13 protein-coding genes and 2 tRNA genes are annotated in these 21,186 nt (G+C 61.3%); 4 read left to right on the top strand and 11 right to left on the bottom strand.

Annotated features, from left to right (window positions below; translation table 11 throughout):
* Nucleotides 1-209 precede the first annotated feature (209 nt).
* From ACRQEG_RS07550 to ACRQEG_RS07510, 9 genes are all read right to left on the bottom strand, one after another.
* Nucleotides 210-887 (bottom strand): ATP-dependent Clp protease proteolytic subunit, encoded by a 678-nt coding sequence (locus tag ACRQEG_RS07550; RefSeq protein ID WP_435730812.1) that lies wholly within the window; start codon nucleotides 885-887, stop codon nucleotides 210-212.
* Nucleotides 888-925: 38 nt separating this feature from the next.
* A complete protein-coding gene (locus ACRQEG_RS07545) occupies nucleotides 926-1,573 on the bottom strand; it encodes a ClpP family protease (RefSeq protein ID WP_039898292.1) in 648 nt (215 codons plus the stop codon).
* Between the two features lie 340 nt (nucleotides 1,574-1,913).
* Entirely contained in the window at nucleotides 1,914-6,596 is a 4,683-nt protein-coding gene (locus tag ACRQEG_RS07540) for a metallophosphoesterase (protein ID WP_435733836.1), read from the bottom strand.
* A 340-nt stretch (nucleotides 6,597-6,936) separates the two neighbouring features.
* Entirely contained in the window at nucleotides 6,937-8,526 is a 1,590-nt protein-coding gene (tig, locus tag ACRQEG_RS07535) for a trigger factor (RefSeq protein ID WP_394532747.1), read from the bottom strand.
* Between the two features lie 298 nt (nucleotides 8,527-8,824).
* Nucleotides 8,825-9,667: a MetQ/NlpA family ABC transporter substrate-binding protein gene (locus ACRQEG_RS07530; RefSeq protein WP_016442426.1), complete on the bottom strand. Its 843-nt coding sequence runs from the start codon at nucleotides 9,665-9,667 to the stop codon at nucleotides 8,825-8,827.
* 117 nt (nucleotides 9,668-9,784) lie between these two features.
* Nucleotides 9,785-10,534: a methionine ABC transporter permease gene (locus tag ACRQEG_RS07525; protein ID WP_016442425.1), complete on the bottom strand. Its 750-nt coding sequence runs from the start codon at nucleotides 10,532-10,534 to the stop codon at nucleotides 9,785-9,787.
* On the bottom strand, nucleotides 10,531-11,517 hold the full coding sequence (locus ACRQEG_RS07520) for a methionine ABC transporter ATP-binding protein (RefSeq protein ID WP_016442424.1): 987 nt from the start codon (nucleotides 11,515-11,517) through the stop codon (nucleotides 10,531-10,533). The genes ACRQEG_RS07525 and ACRQEG_RS07520 overlap by 4 nt, the downstream gene beginning before the upstream one ends.
* 269 nt (nucleotides 11,518-11,786) lie before the next feature.
* Nucleotides 11,787-14,555, bottom strand: coding sequence for a hypothetical protein (locus tag ACRQEG_RS07515; RefSeq protein WP_051106968.1), 2,769 nt, complete (start codon nucleotides 14,553-14,555; stop codon nucleotides 11,787-11,789).
* Nucleotides 14,556-14,794: 239 nt separating this feature from the next.
* A tRNA-Gly gene (locus tag ACRQEG_RS07510) sits at nucleotides 14,795-14,868 on the bottom strand.
* Between the two features lie 183 nt (nucleotides 14,869-15,051).
* Here ACRQEG_RS07510 and ACRQEG_RS07505 point away from each other — a divergent pair.
* Both ACRQEG_RS07505 and ACRQEG_RS07500 read left to right on the top strand, forming a co-directional pair.
* Nucleotides 15,052-15,125 (top strand) — tRNA-Pro (locus ACRQEG_RS07505).
* Nucleotides 15,126-15,459: 334 nt separating this feature from the next.
* Nucleotides 15,460-16,512, top strand: coding sequence for a zinc-dependent alcohol dehydrogenase family protein (locus ACRQEG_RS07500; protein ID WP_016442422.1), 1,053 nt, complete (start codon nucleotides 15,460-15,462; stop codon nucleotides 16,510-16,512).
* A 76-nt stretch (nucleotides 16,513-16,588) separates the two neighbouring features.
* On the opposite strand, the gene ACRQEG_RS07495 is transcribed toward ACRQEG_RS07500, so the two are convergent.
* Nucleotides 16,589-19,105 (bottom strand): MaoC family dehydratase, encoded by a 2,517-nt coding sequence (locus tag ACRQEG_RS07495; protein WP_016442421.1) that lies wholly within the window; start codon nucleotides 19,103-19,105, stop codon nucleotides 16,589-16,591.
* Nucleotides 19,106-19,279: 174 nt separating this feature from the next.
* A complete protein-coding gene (rpmF, locus tag ACRQEG_RS07490) occupies nucleotides 19,280-19,444 on the bottom strand; it encodes a 50S ribosomal protein L32 (protein WP_016442420.1) in 165 nt (54 codons plus the stop codon).
* 305 nt (nucleotides 19,445-19,749) lie between these two features.
* Here rpmF and ACRQEG_RS07485 point away from each other — a divergent pair, with 305 nt between their 5' ends.
* Together ACRQEG_RS07485 and ACRQEG_RS07480 are read left to right on the top strand one after the other, a co-directional pair.
* On the top strand, nucleotides 19,750-20,415 hold the full coding sequence (locus ACRQEG_RS07485; RefSeq protein ID WP_016442419.1) for an IMPACT family protein: 666 nt from the start codon (nucleotides 19,750-19,752) through the stop codon (nucleotides 20,413-20,415).
* An 81-nt stretch (nucleotides 20,416-20,496) separates the two neighbouring features.
* Nucleotides 20,497-21,138: a TetR/AcrR family transcriptional regulator gene (locus ACRQEG_RS07480; RefSeq protein WP_051106967.1), complete on the top strand. Its 642-nt coding sequence runs from the start codon at nucleotides 20,497-20,499 to the stop codon at nucleotides 21,136-21,138.
* Nucleotides 21,139-21,186: the final 48 nt, after the last annotated feature.

The raw sequence follows: 21,186 nt of genomic DNA, 5'->3' as shown, positions 1-21,186 counted from the left end.
GAGTTTGAACCCGACTTTAGCCCGCTAGCAAGCCGAAAAGTCCGGATAAAACCAACACCAAGTGTCCTATAGGCCTACGACGACGCAGCTCCCGCGCCGTGCCCCGCCGCCCCATGCAGGCGGGCGGGCAGGAGCACCTGGCCCCTACCCGCCCATAATACGCGCTACTGCCCAGAGCTACAGCCTGGAGCACAAGCGCGCGAATTCTATTAACCGTTGGTCACGGTATCCGCATTTTTACGCGATTCGAGCACGTTGTCCACCAGGCCGTATTCCTTGGCCTGCTGGGCGGTGAGGATCTTATCGCGCTGGATATCTGCCCGTACCTGATCGGGAGATTTCCCGCTGTGGTGCGCCAGGGTGTTGACCAACCATTCCGTCATGCGATCGAGCTCATCGGCCACGATAGAAATATCGGTGGCTTGGCCCTGCATGCCCTCCATGGCGGGCTGGTGGATGAGCACCCGAGCATTGGGAAGCGCCAGGCGCCGGCCCGGAGAGCCGGCAGCCAGCAGCACCGCCGCCGCGGAGGCCGCCTGCCCCAGGCACACGGTCTGAATCTGCGGCTTGATGTACTGCATGGTGTCGTAAATAGCGGTGAGCGCGGTAAAGGAACCACCCGGGGAGTTGATGTACATGGTCACCGGGGAGTTCGGATCCATCGATTCGAGGACGAGCAACTGGGCCATCACATCATCGGCCGAAGCGTCATCCACCTGCACCCCGAGGAAAATAATGCGATCCTCGAAAAGCTTGGTGTAGGGGTTGGAGCGCTTGTAGCCGTAGGGGGTGCGCTCTTCGAAATCGGGAAGGACGTAGCGGTTGGAAGGCATGAGACCCGCGCTACCGTGGCCGAAACCAGCGGTGGGAACGCGACCGGCAGCCATCATGGCGGGCAGGTTACCCGCGGCTCGGAAATTCATCGTCATGAGAGCTCCTCCCCCGCGTGGCTAGCTTCGAGTGCGCCGTCGTTATTATCGCTATTCGGCTTCTTGAGCATGACCTGCGAATTGGAAATAATGTGATCCACGAAGCCGTATTCCAATGCTTCCTGCGCGGTGAACCAGTGATCCCGTTCGGAATCCTCCAGGATCTGTTCCAGTGATTTGCCGGTGTGCTTGGCGTTAAGTCCGGCAAGTTCTTCCTTCATCTGCAAGATGAGATTGGCGTTGATACGGATATCAGCGGCTACCCCGCCGGCGCCGCCCGAAGGCTGGTGCATAAGAACGCGGGTGTGCGGGGTGATATAACGCTTACCCTTGGTACCAGCTGAGAGCAAGAATTGGCCCATCGAGGCCGCCATACCCATAGCCACCGTCACAACATCCGGTTGCACATACTGCATGGTGTCAAAAATGGCCATACCCGCGGTGACCGAGCCACCCGGAGAATTAATGTATAGGTAAATATCGCTCTCCGGATCCTCCGCGGCAAGGAGCATCATCTGGGCGCAAATCTGATTCGCATTATCATCGCGAACCTCCGAGCCGAGCCAAATGATGCGTTCCTTGAGGAGGCGCTGGTAAACAGCATCGCCGAATGCTGAAGGCTGGTTATTATCCCGGCCTTCCATGCGAGGTGATGTGGTCACGGTTTTCCTTCCTCGGAACCCCCACGCGGAGATTCCATACTCGTATGCGACTTTAACGCCCGCGGGCCGCCGTGATCATCCTGGCTCGAGACTTTTTCGCTGATGGCGCATGGTTGGCGCCGTCACGGTGCCACGGAGCACGACGGCGCCATCACGCCGCGCGCCAGTGTGGCGGCACGCCACCACGGTGCCACGCGCCAGTGCCCCGTCATGGCGCCATCACGGCGCCGCCACTGAGAAAAAGAGCGGGAGGGCGGCGAGGTGATTCTCGCTGCCCTCCCGCTGGGGAGGTGGCTAGCTACTAGCCTCCGGTAGCGAACTGCTAGCGGTTGACGGCGGGGCGGTCAGCACCCGCACCGTTCCAGTCACCCGCGAGGAAGATATCGCCGGCGCGGCCGAAGCCGAAGCTGGCCACCGCGACGCCTTCGCCCACGTTCTCACGCAAGTGCCAGACGTTACCGCGGACCACGCCAATGCCATCCACGCCGTCACCGTTCCAATCACCGGCGAGGAAGACGTCACCGGGGCGGCCGTAGGAGGAGGTGGACTTTGCCTGGGTGTCAGCGAAGGAACCCTGGGCGAAGACAATGTTCCCACGCCGCACCGCGAGTTCATCGCGCCCATTACCATCCCAATCACCGGCCACGAGCTGGTCACCGTGGCGCCCGAAGGCGATCGCTGCCGTGTGGTTGCCACCCGCCAGGTCATCGCGCACGTACACCGTGTTACCGCGCCGCACCCCGATGGTGTCCTTACCATCCCCGTTCCAGTCGCCGATAACAATCTCGTCATCCGCGCGGCCGAAGGAGAATTGCAGCTGGGCATTACCGGTGGCCGCATTGGTCAGCAGGAAGGTGTTGCCGCGGCGCACCCCGGGGGTGTCCACGCCGTCGCCGTCCCAATCGCCCACGAAGATGGTTTCACCAGCGCGTCCGTAGCTGGTGACACGGTCGGCATTACCACCCGCCAGGGCGGTGGAGCTGAAGAGCAGGTTACCCTGCGGCGCCGCCGGCTTGCTCGGTTCTTCACTGGGCTTATCGCCCGGTTCCGTAGGCTCCGTGCCCGGCTTGCTCGGCTCGGTACCCGGTTCTTCGCCACCGGGTTGCTCGCCGCCCTGGGTTTCCCCGGCGCGCGCGGTCAGCCACTTGCTCGAATCAAGCGGTTCGCCCACGAGGCGGACTTCACCGATGCAGCCCTGGAATCCGGATTCACGCACACCGGCGTAGGAGCCCGCGCCGAGGACCCACGGCAGGCCCTGGGTGCCCACGCCCACGGTACCCGGCGAATTACGCAGCACCGGCACCCCATCCACGTACATCGTGGTCATCTTGGTTTCCGGATCGTTGACCACCGCGAGGTGGAGCCACTGATCGCGCGCCACAATTTCACCCGACCACGCCGAAGATTCGGCCGGGGTGGGCTTCTGGGAATCCACGAAGGAGAACTGGATTTCAGCCAAATTGGACATTGCCCACGCGAAGGGCGGTTCTTCGCCCTCGGTGTTGTTGTAGCCAGCGATGTTCTGGCGCTGACCATCGCGGGAGAGCCAGGCCATCCAGGCGTTGTTCTTGTTATCGAACTTCGGGGAGATCTTGATGAAGGTCTCGAAGGTGAAACCGTTCTCGAAAGTCTCATTATTGACGGCGGCATCAGCGGCGGTCACGAAGTTATTCCACCGCGCGTTATCACGTCCACCATTAGCGAAGCACACCGCGCCGGCATTGGCCGAGAGCGGGTGGTGGTCACGGGTCCATACGACGTCGCCTTCTTCGGCTCCCTTGGAACCGGGCTGGTCCAGCGGAGCCCGGGTGAAGTTATCCCCACCCACGGCGTCCACGATGGCTTCACCCACGGCAACCGGGGTGCCTTCAGCCTTATCCACCGGCATCTTCCAGTGGGACACGGTGCTGTCCACCTTCGGGTAGTCCTCCGCACCGGTCGGGGCGGTGGGGGTAACCTGGGTCGGCGCATCGTAGGTAGCAAGCCACTCGCGCAGCTGCGGCGTCGTCAAAGAAGCCTTCGTATCAGCAATAACGAGGTTCGGGAAACGTTCCGCGAAGTTGAAGTCGAGCTCAAAGGTTTGGCCCGGGCCGTTGAGAATGGCCTGGTCGTCGGGAACAAGGGTGTCTTTAGCCTTCGTCATTACCCAGGGCGAGAAGGACGTCTGGTAAATCTTGTTACCCGGCAGGTCGAATTCCACCATGCCCATGTAGCCGTTTCCACCCATGTAGGCCATCTGGTAGTCCATGAGGACCTGGTAAACGGGATGGCCGGCGTCGTTCGTGCGCGTCCAGGTGGTCGCGCCGTGATGGTGGCCGTTGAAGGTGAGGAACACCTGGTCGTGATTACGGATGACCTTGTTCCATACCTTTTCACCGAACTCGGTGGCCAGCGGCGTCACGCCGTCGCCCTCCACGTTAATGAGCTGGTGGGAATTGACGATCGTGGGGGTATTCGGGTGCTTATCGAGCACATCGGAGGCCCACTGCAAGGCATCATCCTGAGCCTGCCAGGACAGGTTCATAACCAGGAAATCTTGACCGTTCACCTTGAGAATGTGGTATTCGTGCGCCCCGGACGGATCACGTTCCACGAAGGTGGAATTCTTGGCGGCACGCTCACCGCTGAACCATTCCTTATAGGTGCCGTAGCCGACCGGGTCGGTATCCGAAGCATCGGCCCCGACGTCGTGATTACCGGCAAGAATCGAGTACGGGTGCCCCGCGTCTTCCAGAATCTTCATCGCCTTATCGGCGATTTCCCACTGCTGGGGACGGTTGTACTGGTCGACGATATCGCCCAGGTGCATGGACATCTTAATGCCGTATTTCTCAGCGTTCTGCGCAATCCAGGAGGTCTGGGCGGAGAAAGGTTCGCTGCCGTACATGGCACCGAATTGGTTACCGGTTTCCGCGGTGGCGTAGCGCGAGTAGAACTGGGTATCAGGAATGACGCCGAGGGAGAAGTTCGAGAGCGGTGTCTTCTCTTCCGTCTCGCCGGTGCCATCCTGCGGGGTGCCAGCCAGCGGATTACCTTCCGCATCCAGGTACACGGTGAACTGCCCGGAGAGCAGCTCGCGGCGTTCCACCTTTTCCACCTCGTAAGTGTCATCGAGGACCGGGAAGAGTGAGATCGGGGTCATAACCATTTCCGCGGCCGGTTTCGCTCCGGAATCGAGGGCCGGACCGGCGTAGGGCTGAATCTTGATATCCAGGTGTCCGTAGTGCTTTCCACCGGAGATGAGCTTCTTCACGCCCGCCTCGTTGGTCTTCCACATTTCCGGTTCGTTGGCCTGCGCCATCCACACGGAGTGGGAGTTGAAACGCAGCGGTTCGAAGGCACCGCCCTCCCCCGTCTTGACCATTTTTTCGCCGCGCAGGCCGTCGGAAGCTACGCCAACGTCCCAGTGGTAGACGCCCACGCCGTCGCCCGCTTCGTCCACGTAGGAGGCCTGGAACATTTCGTCATGGCCGGAGAATACGGAGGCGACATTGTACTTTTCGAAAAGCGGCTGGAGGTGGCGCATGGGCACACCCGGCTGGCTGTCGTGGAACTTGTGCCCCATCGGGGTGCCGTGCACGCCGTTGGAGTAGGCCACGTGGTGGTACTGCACGATGATGATCTGGCCCTTGGCGCGAGCATCAGCCAGCTGTTCCTCGAGCCAGCGGTACTGATCCGAACCGGGCATAAAGCTGGGCTGGTCCACCGAATCGGGGGCCGCATCCGGGCCCCACCAGCCGGCCGCCACCGACTTGGGGAAGTCCCGGGCGTATTCCTCGTACGGGAAAACGCCCTGGGTATCAGTCCCGAGCTGAGCGGCGGTAATGCCTTCGTCATTGCCTTCGATCTTGGCTTCTTCGGGCATCTTATCCGGTGTCTGATCGGTGCCGTTAGTCGAATCGAGGCTGATAATGGTTACCGGCCCCATATCGGTGCGGTGGTAGGCATCGCGAGCATTCGCGTTATCCGAGCCGTTGGTATCAAAAACCTGGTTGTAGGCGGCGCGCGCCCGCGCTACCGCGGTGCGATCATCCGGGCTGCCGTAGCCGTACACTTCGTGGTTGCCCAGCGAGGTGATAACCGGAATCGAATCGAGGAGCTGGCCTTTATCACCGGCGAAGTAGCGGAACCATTCATCCCAGTGGCTTTGGGAGGAGGCGCGTTCGGCGATATCGCCGGGCAGCAGCACCAGGTCCGGTTTAGCGGCGGCAATGGCGGCGTTATTGATTTCCTGCGCCTTATCCTCGGTGAGCATGTAATTGACGGCGTACTTGCCGTTACGGGTGGCGCCACCGAATTTCTTATCCCAGGCCGAGTCCTTCCCCGGGCGTTCTTCGGAGCCCTCGGCCAGGTTGAGGGTCTGTTCCCATTCGCGGTAGGTCACGCGCCCGATGGGATCAGTTTCGGTATCAGAGAAGGCAATGATGTGGAGCGGATCGGTGATCCCAGCCTTTCCATCGGGGAGGGTACGGAGCGTGGCGGAATGCGCGTAGCCGTCCACCGTGACCGTGTAGGCGTAGGTGGAGCTTGGCTGGAGCTCTTCCACGCGCTGGCTGTACTTGTAGGGATGATCGGCGCGAATCCAGGCGCCCTGAGGTACCGATAGCGCCTTCCCGCGGCTGAGGGTGCCCTGCTTGAGTTCGTAGTCCTGGTAATCATTGACCGGGTTCTGCACGCCGGCCACCGTATAGGTACGCCCTTCGGCGGGCAGGCCCGGCCCGGTGATGGTGAGAACGGCATTATGGCCCAGTTCCGTAAACCAGTTAATCGTCATCTCGTGGGCACCGGGGCGCTGCAGATAGGGCAGCACCCGGAAACCGGGACGCGGATCCATGGGCTGAGTCACTCCGTCAACGACGACGGGATTCTCATTCGTAGAGGCGAGAGCCGGAGAATCGACTCCCGGGAGTACTGGGTCGGCTACGGCTGGCACGGTAAATGCCACCCCGACCGGCACTAGCGTAGCGGCAGCTAGAGCCGCTACTGCTCGACGCACGTGTCGCATGAATATCCTTCGCTTTGAGCTAGTCGGGGCGCGGATTGGCCCGACTCGGAAACACGCGTTTCCATTGCTCAAACTATTGAATTCGCCTTAATGAGCCGTAAACATCCCCTTAATTTAAGGAGCCCCGATTGAATATCACATTGCGACGTTACTACGGTGCGGCAGGTACTACGGTGCGGCTGTGCGGCGGGGCATGGTGGCACGGTGCGGCGCACCGTATGCGCCGTGGTGGTACGACGACGGCGCAGCTGCGCTGCGCGAATACGCGTGTGGGGTGGGAGGCTGAGCCTCCCACCCCACACGCCCGCCACACTAGCGAGCAGCTAATAAAATCCCCGAATTAGCCGAGGAGCTCCTCGAGCTTCTTCACGAGGGTCTTGCGGGCCTTGCCGGCCTTCTCCGCTTCGAGCACGCGGGCCACTTCAGCGGCATCCGCGCCCTGGGCGTATTCCACCACTTCGTCCACCTTCTTGGCGGCCGGGTCGAAAGCGTCCGCATCGCCAGCCGGCGCATCTGCGGCGGGTGTTTCCTCCGCGGGCGCGGCGTCGTCGCCCTCCACCGTGCTGGAGCCAGCCGCACTGTCCTCATCCACCGGGCCGTCCCACACGGGGCGGGACGGAGCGGCGGAGAAGTCCGGGGTCAGTTCTTCTTCCGGCTTTTCACCAACGACCTTGATGACATCCACTTCATTACCGTTAGTGTCCACAACCTTGGCCAGGCGCAGCGCCGAAATGAGAGCCTTGCCGCGGCGCAGTTCACCGCTGAAAGCCCCGAGCTGGCCGGTCTGGGCGGCCGCGGAAATGAACTGGTTGGGGTCCATGCCGTAAGACTGAGCCTGCTGAACCAGGAAGTTGAAGAGTTCATCCTGGGTGGTATCCACACCGAACTTCTTGGCCAGTTCGTCCAGGATGATCTGGTCACGCAGAGAATCGCGGATTTCCCCGCGGATTTCCTTGGCGTGGTCATCGTCGGTGGCGCGGTTTTCGGATTCGAGATGGCGTTCCACTTCAGCGTCGATCACGCGCTTGGGCAGCGGCACCGCGACATCCTCACGGAGCTTATCAAGCAGAAGATTACGGGCAGCCATGACCTGGACCTGGGCGGCATCCGTGGCGGCCTTCTCCGCCAGATCCGCGCGCAGTTCCTCAATGGTGTCAAATTCGGAGGCGAGCTGGGCGAAATCATCATCCGCTTCCGGAAGTTCAGATTCCTGCACCTTCTCCACCGTGACCTTAACATCGGCCTGCTGCCCGGCGTGTTCCCCGCCCACGAGCGTGGAGGTGAAGCTGAGCTCATCGCCGGCGGAGGCACCGTTGACGGCCTCATCCAGGCCATCGAGCATATTGTCATCACCGATGCGGTAGGAAACGCCCTCCACCGAATCAACTTCCTCACCGTCAATGCTGGCAAAGAGGTTAATGGTGACGTAATCACGGCTGGCGGCAGCGCGTTCCACCGTTGTGAGGGTGGCGAAGCGTTCGCGCAGTTGCTCGAGGCGTTCCTCTACCGCATCATCATCGGCATTGGTGGCTTCCACTTCGAAGCTGTACTGCGCCGGATCCGGGAGAACGATGGCCGGGCGCACATCCACCGTGACGGTGAAGGCGAGCGGATCGGTGGAGTTCTTCTCCATCGCCACGCCGGTCACGTCCACCGCGGGACGGCCCATGGGAACGAGATCGTGTTCTTCCAGAACGTCCTGGTAGTAACCGTCCAGGGAATCGTTAATTGCCTGCTCCACAATCGCGGCGCGGCCAATCTGCGCTTCGAGAACGCGCGCGGGCACGTGGCCCCGGCGGAAGCCAGGAATCTGCACCTGGTTGCCGATAGTCTTCGCGGCCTTGTCAATTTCCGGCTTGAATTCCTCAAAAGGAACCTCGACGGTCAGCTTTACCTGGGTGGGATCGAGCTGTTCGTAGGAGCTTTCCAACTTTTTCTCCAGTCTAAAAATGGGGGTGATAACCCTTGTCGATAGGACGAATTCGTCCCCTTACTGCGCCGCGCCGGGCGCGGGCATACCCGCTAATTCTACGGCACGCACCCTAGGTGATGGGAGTTCTAGCGTGAAACTACTCGCCATATGTGAACGCACTCTCACCCGCGTGCTACTTGCAGGCACGACGACGCAGCTGCCCGGTACCTCGCACCGAGGTACCGGGCAGCTGATAGCTCACTCGCTTACCAGCACAGCTGGCCGAGCAAGGTGATAAGGCTCAGGTCAATGAGGCTTAGAAGGCGGGAATGACCTCGCCGTTCGGCCAGGTATCACGGATGTACTTGGCAACCTCGGGGCTGTGCAGCGCGGCATCCAGCTTCTTCACACCCTCGAGCTTCTCACCGGTGGCCTTGGAGTTCCAGGCGAGGATATTGCCGTAGGGGTTATCGGTCGGATCTTCGGTGTAGATAGCGTCCTTGGAGGGAACCAAGCCGTTTTGCAGGGCGAAGTTACCGTTGATAATCGCGATATCCACGTCCGGGAGGATCTTCGGGACGGAAGGAGCATCAGCTTCGCGGAAGGTGAGGTTCTTCGGGTTCTCCACCACGTCGTAGATGGTGGGGGAAGCAACCTGCGGGTTGAGCTTGATGAGGTTGTTCTTCTGGAGCAGGTCGAGGGCCCGGGCCTGGTTGGACGGATCGTTGGTCACACCCACCACGGCATTGTCCTTGAGCTCGCTGAGCTGCTTGATCTTCTTGGAGTAAATGCCGTAGGGCTCGATGTGAATACCCGCGCCGTGATCCAGGGTGTAGTTCTTTTCCTTGATTTCGTTCTCAAGGTAGGGCAGGTGCTGGAAGTAATTCGCGTCGATTTCCCCGGCGTTGAGCGCCACATTGGGCTGCACGTAGTCGTTGTACTCGCGGATATCCAGGGTAAAACCGGCATCCTTGGCGAGGTTATCGTTGACGAATTCTAGGATTTGCTTATGCGGGGCCGGCGAGGCGCCGACCACGAGGCGCACCGCGCCGTCGTCGTTCTTCGCGGGGGCGGAGGAGGACGAATCCGAGCTACCGCAGCCGCTCAACGCGAGCGCGCTCACCGCAGCTACCAGGGCAATTTTTGAAAGCTTCTTCATGGTTAATATTCCTCTATTTTTCACAATGTTGGTGGTGATGACTTATCGCTGCACACCTTTTGTTGACAGCGCTGGTCCGGGTACTTCCCGGTGGTGCGTGACCCGGCCGGCGGTTCCTTAGCGGTGATCCACCAGCCGGCTGAGCATGTCACCCAGCGCCTGGATGACCATAACGAGGAGCACCAGCACGACCACCACGATCATGAGGACATCCGGGCGGTTATTGTAGTACCCGGCGTTTTGAGCCATGGCGCCCAGGCCGCCGCCGCCCACAGCACCCGCCATCGCCGAGTAGCCGACGAGGGTGACCGCGAGGATCGTGACGGATTGGACGAGTGCGGGCAGCGCTTCGCGCATGAGCACCCCGAACATGATGCGGGTGCGGGAAGCTCCCATCATGAGGACGGCTTCCACTTTGCCGCGCTCGACGCCCATGAGATTGGATTCCACCAGGCGCGCGAAGTAGAAGGCCGCGGAGATCGTGAGCGGAACGGTGAAGCCTTGCCAGGCGCTGCCCGTTCCGGCAATTGCACGCGAAAAGCCGATGAGAATAAAGACGAAGATGATGAAAGGAATGGCGCGGCCCACGTTGACAATAAAACCGAGGGTTTTATTGAGGAGCGGAGAGGGAAGTAGTCCCCCGCGGCCGGTTGCCACGAGGATCATCCCGAGGACAAGGCCCAGCGCCGAAGCGATAACGGTGGAGATACCCACCATAGCCAGTGTTTCGAAGGTAGCGCGGGCCAAGCCGTCTTTGATTTCCGGGGCATCGAACCAGGTGCCGCGCTCGTTGGGGAGGGCGGCCGCGGCGGATGCTACCGGCACGGAGAGAGCCGGGCTGAGAACTGCACTGAGAAGAGTGGTCATGCTGCCCGCACCTCCGCGGTGATTCCGGCGTTGTTCATCGCGGTGAGAACGGTATCAACCTGCGCGTTATCGACCACGAGGGCCAGGCGCGCAATCTGAATCTCACCGATGGATTCAAAAACACCCGCGCCAATATCGCAGCCGAGACGCGCTGCCAGGCTGAGGGCTTGAGATCCGGCGGTTTCACCGGGGCGGGCGGTAAAGGCAATGTCAATCACAGAACCAGAAATATTGGTCGTTTCAATATCCGGAGCGGGTACGAGGCGCCGCGCGAGGGGTGAACTTACGTCCGCGAGCACGCTTTCAATGGTGCCACCGGCGGTAATCCGACCCGATTCGAGGAGGGTCACCGAATCGCAGATGCGGCGCACCACGTCCATTTCGTGGGTGATAATAACGACGGTCACCCCGTAGGCATCACGAACCTCGCGTAGCAGTTCCAGGATCTGCAAGGTGGTATCCGCATCCAGTGCGGAGGTGGGCTCATCGCAGAGCAGCACTGACGGAGTGGTGGCTAGGGCGCGCGCAATGGCCACGCGCTGGCGCTGCCCGCCCGATAGCTGGGAAGGATAAGAATCGCCCCGATCAGCAAGGCCGACGACGCCCAGCAGCTCGCGCACTCGTTCGGCTATCTTCGCGGATTTTTCCCCGGCGATCTGGAGGGGATAGGCGATATTATCCGCGGCGGTACGTGCCTCGAGCAGGTTGCCGCCCTGGAACACCATTCCGATGGTGCGCCGCGCCGCGCGTAATTTCGAGGGCGGCAGCGCGTTGAGATCTTCGCCGTTAATGCGAATGGAGCCGCTGGTGGGTTTTTCCAGGGCGGTGAGGCAGCGAATAAGGGTGGATTTACCCGCCCCCGATTCGCCAACGATGCCGTGGATTTCTCCCGTGGGGATAGTAAGCGAGATGCCGCGCAGCGCCGCCACGGATTCCGCTCCGCGGCGCGGGTAGATCTTCTCCACCTCTGCTAGTTCGATCATCTCGTATCCCCTGACATTTCCCTTAGTGTGCCCAACGGGGCTGCTGCGCACAGTCAATCATCGTAGGTGTTTTTGCCGGCGACAACAACGCAATGGCTCACTCATGAGATACGCCACGGTAGGTTTCGAGGGCGAAAACAGCGCTATCCCCTCGGTTTCCCCGGTATTTCCACGTTTTCCTTCCCGGCGGTACCGGTGAAGGTTTTGCGCAAATACTTTATCAAGGTTCCCGAGGGGATAGCTATCAAGCTTCTGGCCTGCTATTTCACTTAGCCGCGGTACTTACGGCGTAGCGCGTAACCGCCCAGGATGAGCGCGGCCGCTCCTGCAATCACGGGCACCGCCGCGGCGCCCGTATGCGCGAGCTTGGCCGCGGGGCGCTTGACCTTCACCGTCGGAGCCTTCTGCTCTGGCGCGGGCTTCGGGTCAGCTGGAGCGCTCGGGCCAGCGGGCCCACTCGGCGTTCCGGGTGTTCCAGGCTCCTGCGGCGTGTTCGGATCGCTGGGCGTTCCGGGCGTTCCAGGCGTACCGGGCGTTCCAGGCGTTCCAGGCGTACCCGGTTGCGGATCCGGGGTACCCGGCACTTCTGGTTTCTCCGGAGTGCCCGGCGTCCCCGGGTCATTCGGCTCGCCCGGAGTTCCGGGCTCCGGGGCAGGATCGACCGGCGGATCCGGGTTCACCGGCGGCTCAGGCACGGGACACGCGCGGGCGGAAATATCGAAGCTCCACTCGGTCGTAGCGCCAGCGGCGAGGGTGTAACGCTCCGGATCCTTAAGCTGCGCTGTCACGGTCACGGTGCCGTTATTCTCCGTGCGGGTGTACTCCACAAAGGAGGAGTCCGGAATGGTGACCGTGGCTGGAGTACCGCAGCTATCTGCCGGAACCAGCGTCGGAGCAATCGGGGTCACCGCCGGCTTTTCCAATGGAGTAGCAGCACACGCGGTTGAGGTGAGATCCAGGGTCCAGGTGGCCTCACGATGATTCTTATCAACCGTGTAGCTCGCCCCGGCACCCGGACTCGCAATGAGATACCCGGGTTTCGCCGTAGCGATCACGGTTGCCGTGTTTCCGTTGATTTCCGGCGTTCCATACGTCACGCCTTCATTCTCCGGCAGCGTCACCTGTGCCGGTGCCACGCTTCCGCTCCCGTCACAGGGCTGCGGGGCGGTCACGGGCGCTGCGGGCACAATGATCTTGCCGTACACCGGCGTCAACGTAAGATCCTCGGCCGGCATGGCGAAGCTCAGCGCACTATCGGACGGGTTCTCCTGCGCATTCTGCCCGAGGGCCTCCGCGCTCAGCTGCTCGGTTGGCGTGGCCAGGTCAGATACCGTCCACCAGGCGAAGGGAAGAGTCTGCTCCCCCGCCGAAATGCTCAGCTGCGCGCTCGTGCCCACCTGAGCTTGCGGCGCGGTGAAAATATGCTGCCGCACGGTGCCATCCGGATAGTGCGCCGAACCAGGTTCGGTCACCTGACCGGTAATGGAATCAGTTTGCGCCGTGGTGCCGATCTGCGCCACGTACCCCTGGCCAATCGTCCAGTTTCCGGTGCGCTGCCCCTTGTGATTGACCACGAAGCGTGCACGGGTATTGGAGGACACGGGGCTGGTACCAGCCGGGCCGGCCGCCTTGTTCCGGTCGAGGTTATCATCGACCGTAAAAGCACCGTCAGCAAATTCGGCCAGGGCAAAAGTGCCGGGCTTGGTCACGCCGATACGCTCCCCAAATTCGGTATTCGGGCAGGTGAGGTAGGCGCCGTAGCCACCAACGGTTTGGGCGGTAACATCCCCCGTGCCCAGGAAGCGGCAGGCGCCCTGACCCGCAGCGACGATCGCCGGGGCATTCTTGGCCCCGTTCATCTTAATGAGGCTCTCACCGGTGCTCGCGAAGGTCACACCGGTGGCACCCACAACTCCGCCAGCAACATTCGCTGAGGAAGCGGCCACCGTGAGAGTGGCTGCGCCGTCGGCCTTTACCTGGCCTTCGCCGTATACCCCGTACCCTTGAGATTGCGAAGAAGACGTGACATCAAGTGACGCGGTTCCAGCAACATTGAGATTTCCCCTGCTGTACAAGCCGTAACTCGATTTTCCTTGCGCCGTTGCCCGCGCCGTGACCTTCGCATTGGTGATGTTCATAACGTCGCCGGTGTTATCTACACCGCCGCCACCGGCCTGCATAATCGCCGTTGCCGTGGAGGTGTTGGAGGTGGCTTCCGCCGTCACCGTAGCACCCTGGGAACCGTCAATATTGAGGTTCTTCCAGGCGTTAATTCCGGTTGCCAAACCCGTTTCGTTGGTCACTCGTGCCGTGACCTGAACATTGCCGCCGATGCTAAGATCCGCGGTGCTGCGAATCGCGGTGCTCATCGCGGTATTGTTATCTCCGCTCCCGCACTTTTCGCAGGTAATATCCCTACCCACGGCGGTGAGCTTTCCCTGACCGATAATTTCGATCGGCGCACCGGAAGAATCCAGCCCGATAGAGCCGCCCTTCAGCCACTTAGCGGACGGATCACTATCGGCCACATTGACCGGATATTTATTGATCGTATTTGTGGCATCGAAGGTGGCGTCGCCATCAAAATCGAGGACGTATTTATACAGGCCGTCCTGGTTACCGGCAAAATAGAGGGCGTTCGCGGTGTAGCCGCCCTCGCTCGCGGTGAAAACATTCGTACCGCTGAACTTGACCGTCACATCGGAAGCGATCTTGCCCGTGTCCACGGACACGCCGCGCTTGTAGGCGTTCGCGGCGTCCTGCACATAATTATTGAACCACAGGGTTTTCGTGGCAGCGTTCCAGGAAATTTTGTTATCACCGGTAACGAAAGACTGATCCAGGCAGTACGTCACACTATTGGTGTAGTAACTATCCTGGGCCGGGTAGGTTTTCCCATCATCCGGCTTGGCGGTGCGGAGCGTGCGGCCCGTGCAGCTATTGCCGGTCGCGTTCACCACGACCGAGGTCACATCGGCGACCGCATCGGCAGGCACAAAACCGGCCGGTAGCTCGCCCGCGGCCGAGGGAGCTGCCACTGCGGAGGTGACAGCCCCTATCCCAGAACCTACAAGTATTAGCGCAGCTCCGACTGCGGCAGATTTTCTCAACATAATGATCCCAACGACATAGGTGCAATCACTATTAAAGAATACCTACATATTGAAAACATTATGGTAAAAGTGGGCCATTTCCTTATTTAGACACGGTAATAAAAGACACGATAGAAAACGCCACTGAGCAGTGAGAAATATTTCGCCTGGCTATCGCAGAAAAATGGAGCGAGTGAGGAGAATCGAACTCCCATCATCAGCTTGGAAGGCTGAGGTTTTACCACTAAACTACACTCGCATACGAACGCTTGCGCGAACGCTACCCGAAGAGAATACCATCCCACCCCCAAGACTTCCACTCCGATGGCACTCTCCTGTGGCGTGGGCATCGCCGGCCGGAATCTATTACACTAGGCACGTTGCTTAGGTGCGGCCGGCAGCCTTCAGTTTTCGGCGCACGGCAACGTACATACAACCAGTACGGGACGTGGCGCAGTTTGGTAGCGCACCCGCTTTGGGAGCGGGGGGTCGCGGGTTCAAGTCCCGCCGTCCCGACCGTGCGACGTTTCGTCCAGTGCCACCTCGCCACATTTCACGAACGACGCCGCCGCCAGCTCCGCCGCGCAATTCCCACAAAATCCAAGCCGACCAGGATGTACGTCCTTGATTGACACACCCCACTCCAGCACCTACCCCAATCCATTTCAACCCCCACACCACCGACTTTTCCGCATATTTTCACGTAATTCTTATAAAGCACCCGCGTGATCAAACTTACACAACTTACCGCAGCACACCCTTTCCATAGGCCTTTCGTCCCGCTAGATTGGGTTACGTGGCGCCAGTCACGGCACCGCACTCACCAGAGCTACTCAATGAGGAGAAAAATATGAAGGCTCTTGTCTACGGAGGTCCGGGAATTAAGGAATGGAAAGAAGTTCCCGACCCGCAAATCCAGCAGCCCACCGACATCATCGTCAAGATGGAAGCAACCACGATCTGCGGTACGGACCTCCACATCCTCAAGGGTGACACCCCGGAAGTGGAACCCGGGCGCATTCTGGGCCACGAGGGAATTGGCCGCATCACCGAAGTTGGCTCGAACGTGACAAATCTCAAGGTCGGCGACCGGGTGATTCTCTCCTGCGTGAGCTCCTGCGGGCATTGCTCCTACTGCCGTACCGGAATGTACGCCCACTGCATGGATCCCGAAGGTATGCCCGGCGTCGGTTGGATCTTCGGCTACATGATTGACGGAACCCAAGCCGAATACGTGCGCGTGCCCTTCGCGGAGAATTCCGTGTACAAGATTCCGGAAGGTGTGAGTGATGCGGAGGGTATTCTCCTCTCCGATATTCTTCCTACCGGTTTCGAAATTGGGGTGCAGAACGGCAAGGTCAAGCCGGGCGATGTTGTCGCGGTGATCGGCTCGGGTCCCGTGGGGTTGGCGGCAGTGATGACGGCGCGCCTGTACGGGCCGGCCAAGGTCATCGCCATTGACCTGGATGATAAGCGCCTGGATCGCGCCCGTGATTTCGGCGCCACCCACACGGTCAATAACGGCTCCGCCGATTGGAAGGAGCAGGTTATGGCCCTGACCGATGGTTTAGGTGTCGACGTCGCCATCGAGGCGGTGGGCGTACCCGCTACCTTCGATACCTGCCTCCAGATCGTGCGCCCGGGCGGCCACGTTGCCAATGTGGGCGTGCACGGCAAACCGGTTAACCTGCCGATCGACAAGCTATGGATCGCCAATATCAATATTTCTATGGGTCTGGTTTCGACCAATACCCTGGAAATGCTGCTCAAGTTGGTGGCCGCGAAGAAGCTACCCGCCGACAAGTTCGTCACCCACGAATTCGCCTTCGAGGACATTATGGAAGCTTACGAGGCGTTCATGCACGCCTCGGATACCAACGCCCTCAAGGTTCTCATCCACTAAACCAACTTCCCACTAATGTAGTCTGTCCCCTCAAACCACCAGAACTGTCCTCGGGCTCCTAACAGCCTTCCCTCGTTCAGTAGCCCGAGGACGCATCCCCTACGGCCGGGCGCTCCCGTAAGCGCCCGGCCGTAGGGCCGTGGTGGCGCACGAAGAGTTTCTCCGCCCCGCTCAGGAGCGCGAGCCCGGCCAGGTCATTGGGCTGGTAGGGAATGGAGAGGAGCCCGCCATCCAGGGCCCGGTCGGTCAGGAAACTGGTGGAGGAAGCAGTGGCCTCCGGATGGTGCAGGTCCCACACCAGAAGACCAGCGAGGAGAGCCGCTGCGGTATCCGCGGAAAGGGGCGGGTATCCCAGCCGTTCCAGGCCGGCGTACCCAGCACGCAGCGGCTGGGAAATGAGCACTGATTCGGTGCGGGACATCGGCGCAATAGTGTAGGAAATAGTGCGGCCGGCTTCCCGTTCCACGGTGGCACGCCATCGCCCGATGCGTTTCGCGGCGGCGTAATTGGGGCCCTGGATATCTTGGAGCAGATTAACGACGCCGCCCTCGCGAGCGGGCCGCGCCCCGGAAAGTTTCGCCCAGCTGCGGATCGCCGTTCGGGAGACCCGTCCGCCGGGAAGTCCAGCGGCGCCAGCCGCTGCGGCGTCGTTCCCCGGAATCGGGTAGGCATCCGTAGGTGAACCGTACCAGGCGAAAGCGGCGTCGCTTTCTTCGCCCACCATGCGCAGCACGGCGTCCGCTCCCGCTTCCACCAGCAGGAATTTATATCCGGGCGCGTAAAGGGTATCCACCACCACGAGGTCACCGGGCAGGGAGAGGAGCCAACCTGCCACCGCATCCGGAGCGGCGGTTACATCGCCGAAACCCGGAGGCGCAATATGCAGCTTGCCGGCAGTTTCCAGAGCCCGGGCGCGGAGGGTGCGCATACGGCGCGATTCGCTGCGCCCCACTCCCGCCACCCGCGCGCCGGTGGCCAGCAGCGTGGGTGCGGGCGAAAGCTCCGCTCCGGCACCGAGCACCGCCACGGTGCGCCCCTCCAGACGCATCATCTCCGGGTTCTCCACCACCTCGGTGAGCGCGGTCAACACCCCCGGCCGCACCCGCCCCTGGGCTTCCCACAGCGCGAGGTGCTCCAGGAGCTCCGTGCCGCTCAAGTACACGTATTCCCCGCGGGCGTCCCTGCGGGTTGCCCCGCGCAGGTGTTCCGGAATCTCCCGGCCTCGGAAAGGCACGGTGAAGGGGCACGGCACCGTGGTCCCCCGGACAATTTCACCCCGGGGCGCCCCCGCGCGCGGGCGTAGCTCAGCTAGGGGCGTACCGTCATGCAAGGTGAGCGTATGGTGCACGAAGTCCAATCCGGTGCGCGCCACCTGCGCCCCGTGGGCCGGATCGTCAATGCGGGTCAGCTGCACGTAGGGCTCACGGTACGTGCGCCGCCATGGGATAGCTTCCTCAAGGGCGGTGGCAAGCGCGGTATCGCCCTCCGCAAAGACTTCCACCATGCCGCGTGAAACCGCGGTGCTCGAAGGTTTCCCTTCACGGACAGGGAGCACGATGCCGGCCTGAGCTTCGTGTAATTCCGGGCTGGTGTAGCGCAGGTGGACGAGGTCGCGTCCCGTGCGTTCCTCTACAACGGCAACGGTGCCTTCTTCCCCGACGGCGCGCAGCACCACCTTTTGGGGCAGCACCAGGGGCGCACGGAAAGTGACCTCCCCGCGTCCCGGTGCATCCCCGCGCACGCCGAGCTGGCCGCAGGCCCAAGCATCGGTAGCGGCACCGTGAAGCACGGCCCCGCTAAAGCCGAAGAGGCGTGCGGTGGCTCCGGAGAGGTGGATCGGGTTGATATCTCCGGTCAGGCGGGCCCAATGGCGCGCATCCGTGGCGGTAAAGCGCCGCTCGGCGAGGGCATGAGGACTGGCGTAGCGCAGATGCCCGTTCTCATCCACCCCGAATTCGGCACGGAAATCCAGCGCGGTGCCGGGGAAAGACGATGCTAACGGCGCCGACGGCGCAGATGGCGCGGACGGCTCGCCATGGACTGCCGGTGCGGGTGATGTCTTGGCCCGCGACTGCGCCACGTCCTCCGATTGCGCCACATCCTCCGGCTGCGGCACTTCTCCGAGCACGCGGGCGGGGCTCCCGGTGCTGCCCCGGTCCAAATAACGGGCGTTTTCCCGGTAACATACTGCGCCGTCGTACAAAATATCCGCCACAATGCGCAGCGCCGTACCTTGATCATCGCGCTCGAAACTGGCGACCAATGCCCGCACCGTAAGCGGGCGGCCAAAAGGTACGGGGCTGAGGATTTCCCACCGTAGGTCAGTGATAACAGCACCGGTGGCCACCAGGGGCAGGCGCGTATCGGCAAGAATATCGAGAGTGGGGCCTAGGCATAGTTGGTGCAGCAATGCGGCCGGGGCGTGCCCGCCCACGCCCCCACCGGCGAAACGCGCAATTGCTTCCCCCACGGCGCGCTCGGCAACCGCGTGGACTTTTACCCGCGGCAGCTCATCAGCGTGGGGAACGGCGCGGCGGCTGAGTTTTTGGCGGGCAGCGGCAGCAAGAATGGCGGCGTAGCGACGGGTTTGCATGGGGCCCCTTTCGTCGGTGTCTCTTCCATTTTAGGAAAACAGCCGCTCTCCTGCCGGCAGCACGCCAGCAGTCAGACTTGGAGTTGTCCCGTGGCCCCGTGGCGGCACTACAACACAAAAATACCCTCGTGAGGTAACCTCACGAGGGTATGCAAGCTTGAGTTTCCCACGGACTTAGTCCGAGAGCAGCCCCTTCTTGTAAGCCTTGGCCAGCTTGCGCGGGATGCGCACTTCGCGGCCCCGCACGCGGACGGTCTGGAGCTCAGTGAGCTCGGCCTTCCACTGGGAGCGACGAGAGCGGGTGTTGCTGCGGGACATCTTGCGCTTAGGTACTGCCATGTCAACCGCTCCTCTCTACTTTCCGGGCCGCCCTGCGCAGCCGCTACGAATCTTCGTGTATATCAGCATCACTGGGGACGCTTCAATAACACACAGCGAATGAGTCTACCTCATCATCTCCTCGCCGCGCCAGACCGCACGTGTGAGATATCAAGCATCACCGTCACCATGGACGGCACGGGGTGGCACGCCGGGCACGGTGCGTCACGGCGAGGATGGCGGGCACGGTGCCGCACCGCGGGGCGCGCACCCCAGGAACGGCCCCTCGCGCCCCGTATAGGCACCGGTGATGAGAGAATACCGATATGTCGGATGTGCTTTTAGAGGCCGGGGCTCGCTACGAAACCGAACTTGAGATCAAGCGTTCTCGTTTTATTACGGTGCTGGCGCGGGTTTCCACCGAGGCGGAGGCGCGCGCCGTGATTGACGGCGAAAAGCGGCGTTTCCCCGACGCCCGCCACCATTGCAGCGCCTACGTGGTGTCTATCCCCAGCAGTGCTCCGATACACCGTTCTTCTGATGATGGTGAACCCTCCGGCACCGCCGGACGCCCCATGCTCGACACCCTCCTCGGCGCAGGGATTACCGACGTCGTTGCCGTAGTCACTCGATATTTTGGTGGAACGCTGCTGGGAACAGGAGGACTGGTGCGGGCGTATTCGGATTCTGTCACCCAAGCTCTCGGCCAGGCCCAACTGGTGGAACGGCGCATTGTGCCCCGTTACCAGGCCGCCCTCCCCCATTCCGATGCCGGCAAATATGTTGCGGCTTTCTCGAGCGCCGGTTTCAACCCCGAAGTGGAGTACCACGACCACGGTGTTGAACTGCGCATATCTACTGAGCGCGGAACAGCCCTGGCCGCTATGATGGCAGAGTTGTCCGCGGGGAATGTCGGCGTCGTACAAATTGATGACGCAATTATCGAGGTCCCCTACCTGGATAAACATGACGCGACTCCTCTAAAGAGTTAAAATAAACAAAAACGGCCGCATCGTGCTGTGCCGTATCGACACACGTCAACCACTGAATGCGGTGATGCCATGAGAAGCCCCTTGCGGACGCACAAGAAAACCGGACCCAAACCGACTTTCACTGCCGATGATGCAATCGACGCAGTCTTCGATATCGGTTTGGATCGGTTCACACTCGGCCAGGTCGCCGAGAAACTCGGCGTAGCAACTTCAGCTCTCTACCGTCTTTTCAAAAGCCGCGAAGACCTCATGGAAGCATGCCTGGCGCGCGTCTCGAGCGAATATCCCGCACCGGAAGGGGATAGCGCAGATGCCTTGCTGCGTGATTATGCGAATAAAGTGTGGAAGCTCATGGATACCCATCCGGGGCTAGATCTGCTTTTCGTGCAGTTTTCCGCCACTTCACGCTTTATCGCCCCGCACCTCAACGCCCTCATTAATGCGCTCGAAGATATCGCGGGCTGGGATGTCGAAATTGGGTTGCTCGCGGTGGACACCGTAACCAATATCATTATGGCCACCCACGCGGCGGCCGCTTCGTTTAATAACGTCAAAGATGATGCCGATATTGCCCAGCCCACCCGCGGAAATATCGTATTGTTCTCCCGCCTGAAATGGCGCGACCGGGCCAACCTCGATACCAAACTCGATTTCCTCATTCCGGCTTTCGCTGCGGAGGCCGAGCGCCGCGCGCGGGAATCGGCTACCACTTCCCGCGATTAGCCGGGGTATCTGCCCAGGTCTATCCACATCTCGGGCCACGCGTATCCG

Source organism: Actinotignum stranguriae (assembly GCF_051265215.1).
In the GTDB taxonomy this organism is placed as follows: domain Bacteria; phylum Actinomycetota; class Actinomycetes; order Actinomycetales; family Actinomycetaceae; genus Actinotignum; species Actinotignum schaalii_C.
This window is presented reverse-complemented; position numbering and strand designations above follow the sequence as displayed.

Bases quoted from the DNA above. Each gene is read 5' to 3' on its own strand.
- ACRQEG_RS07540 (WP_435733836.1), bottom strand. From the start codon at position 6,596: ATGCGACACGTGCGTCGAGCAGTAGCGGCTCTAGCTGCCGCTACGCTA.
- rpmF (WP_016442420.1), bottom strand. From the start codon at position 19,444: ATGGCAGTACCTAAGCGCAAGATGTCCCGCAGCAACACCCGCTCTCGT.
- ACRQEG_RS07550 (WP_435730812.1), bottom strand. From the start codon at position 887: ATGGCTGCCGGTCGCGTTCCCACCGCTGGTTTCGGCCACGGTAGCGCG.
- ACRQEG_RS07530 (WP_016442426.1), bottom strand. From the start codon at position 9,667: ATGAAGAAGCTTTCAAAAATTGCCCTGGTAGCTGCGGTGAGCGCGCTC.
- ACRQEG_RS07545 (WP_039898292.1), bottom strand. From the start codon at position 1,573: ATGGAAGGCCGGGATAATAACCAGCCTTCAGCATTCGGCGATGCTGTT.
- ACRQEG_RS07495 (WP_016442421.1), bottom strand. From the start codon at position 19,105: ATGCAAACCCGTCGCTACGCCGCCATTCTTGCTGCCGCTGCCCGCCAA.
- ACRQEG_RS07500 (WP_016442422.1), top strand. From the start codon at position 15,460: ATGAAGGCTCTTGTCTACGGAGGTCCGGGAATTAAGGAATGGAAAGAA.
- ACRQEG_RS07525 (WP_016442425.1), bottom strand. From the start codon at position 10,534: ATGACCACTCTTCTCAGTGCAGTTCTCAGCCCGGCTCTCTCCGTGCCG.
- ACRQEG_RS07485 (WP_016442419.1), top strand. From the start codon at position 19,750: ATGTCGGATGTGCTTTTAGAGGCCGGGGCTCGCTACGAAACCGAACTT.
- ACRQEG_RS07520 (WP_016442424.1), bottom strand. From the start codon at position 11,517: ATGATCGAACTAGCAGAGGTGGAGAAGATCTACCCGCGCCGCGGAGCG.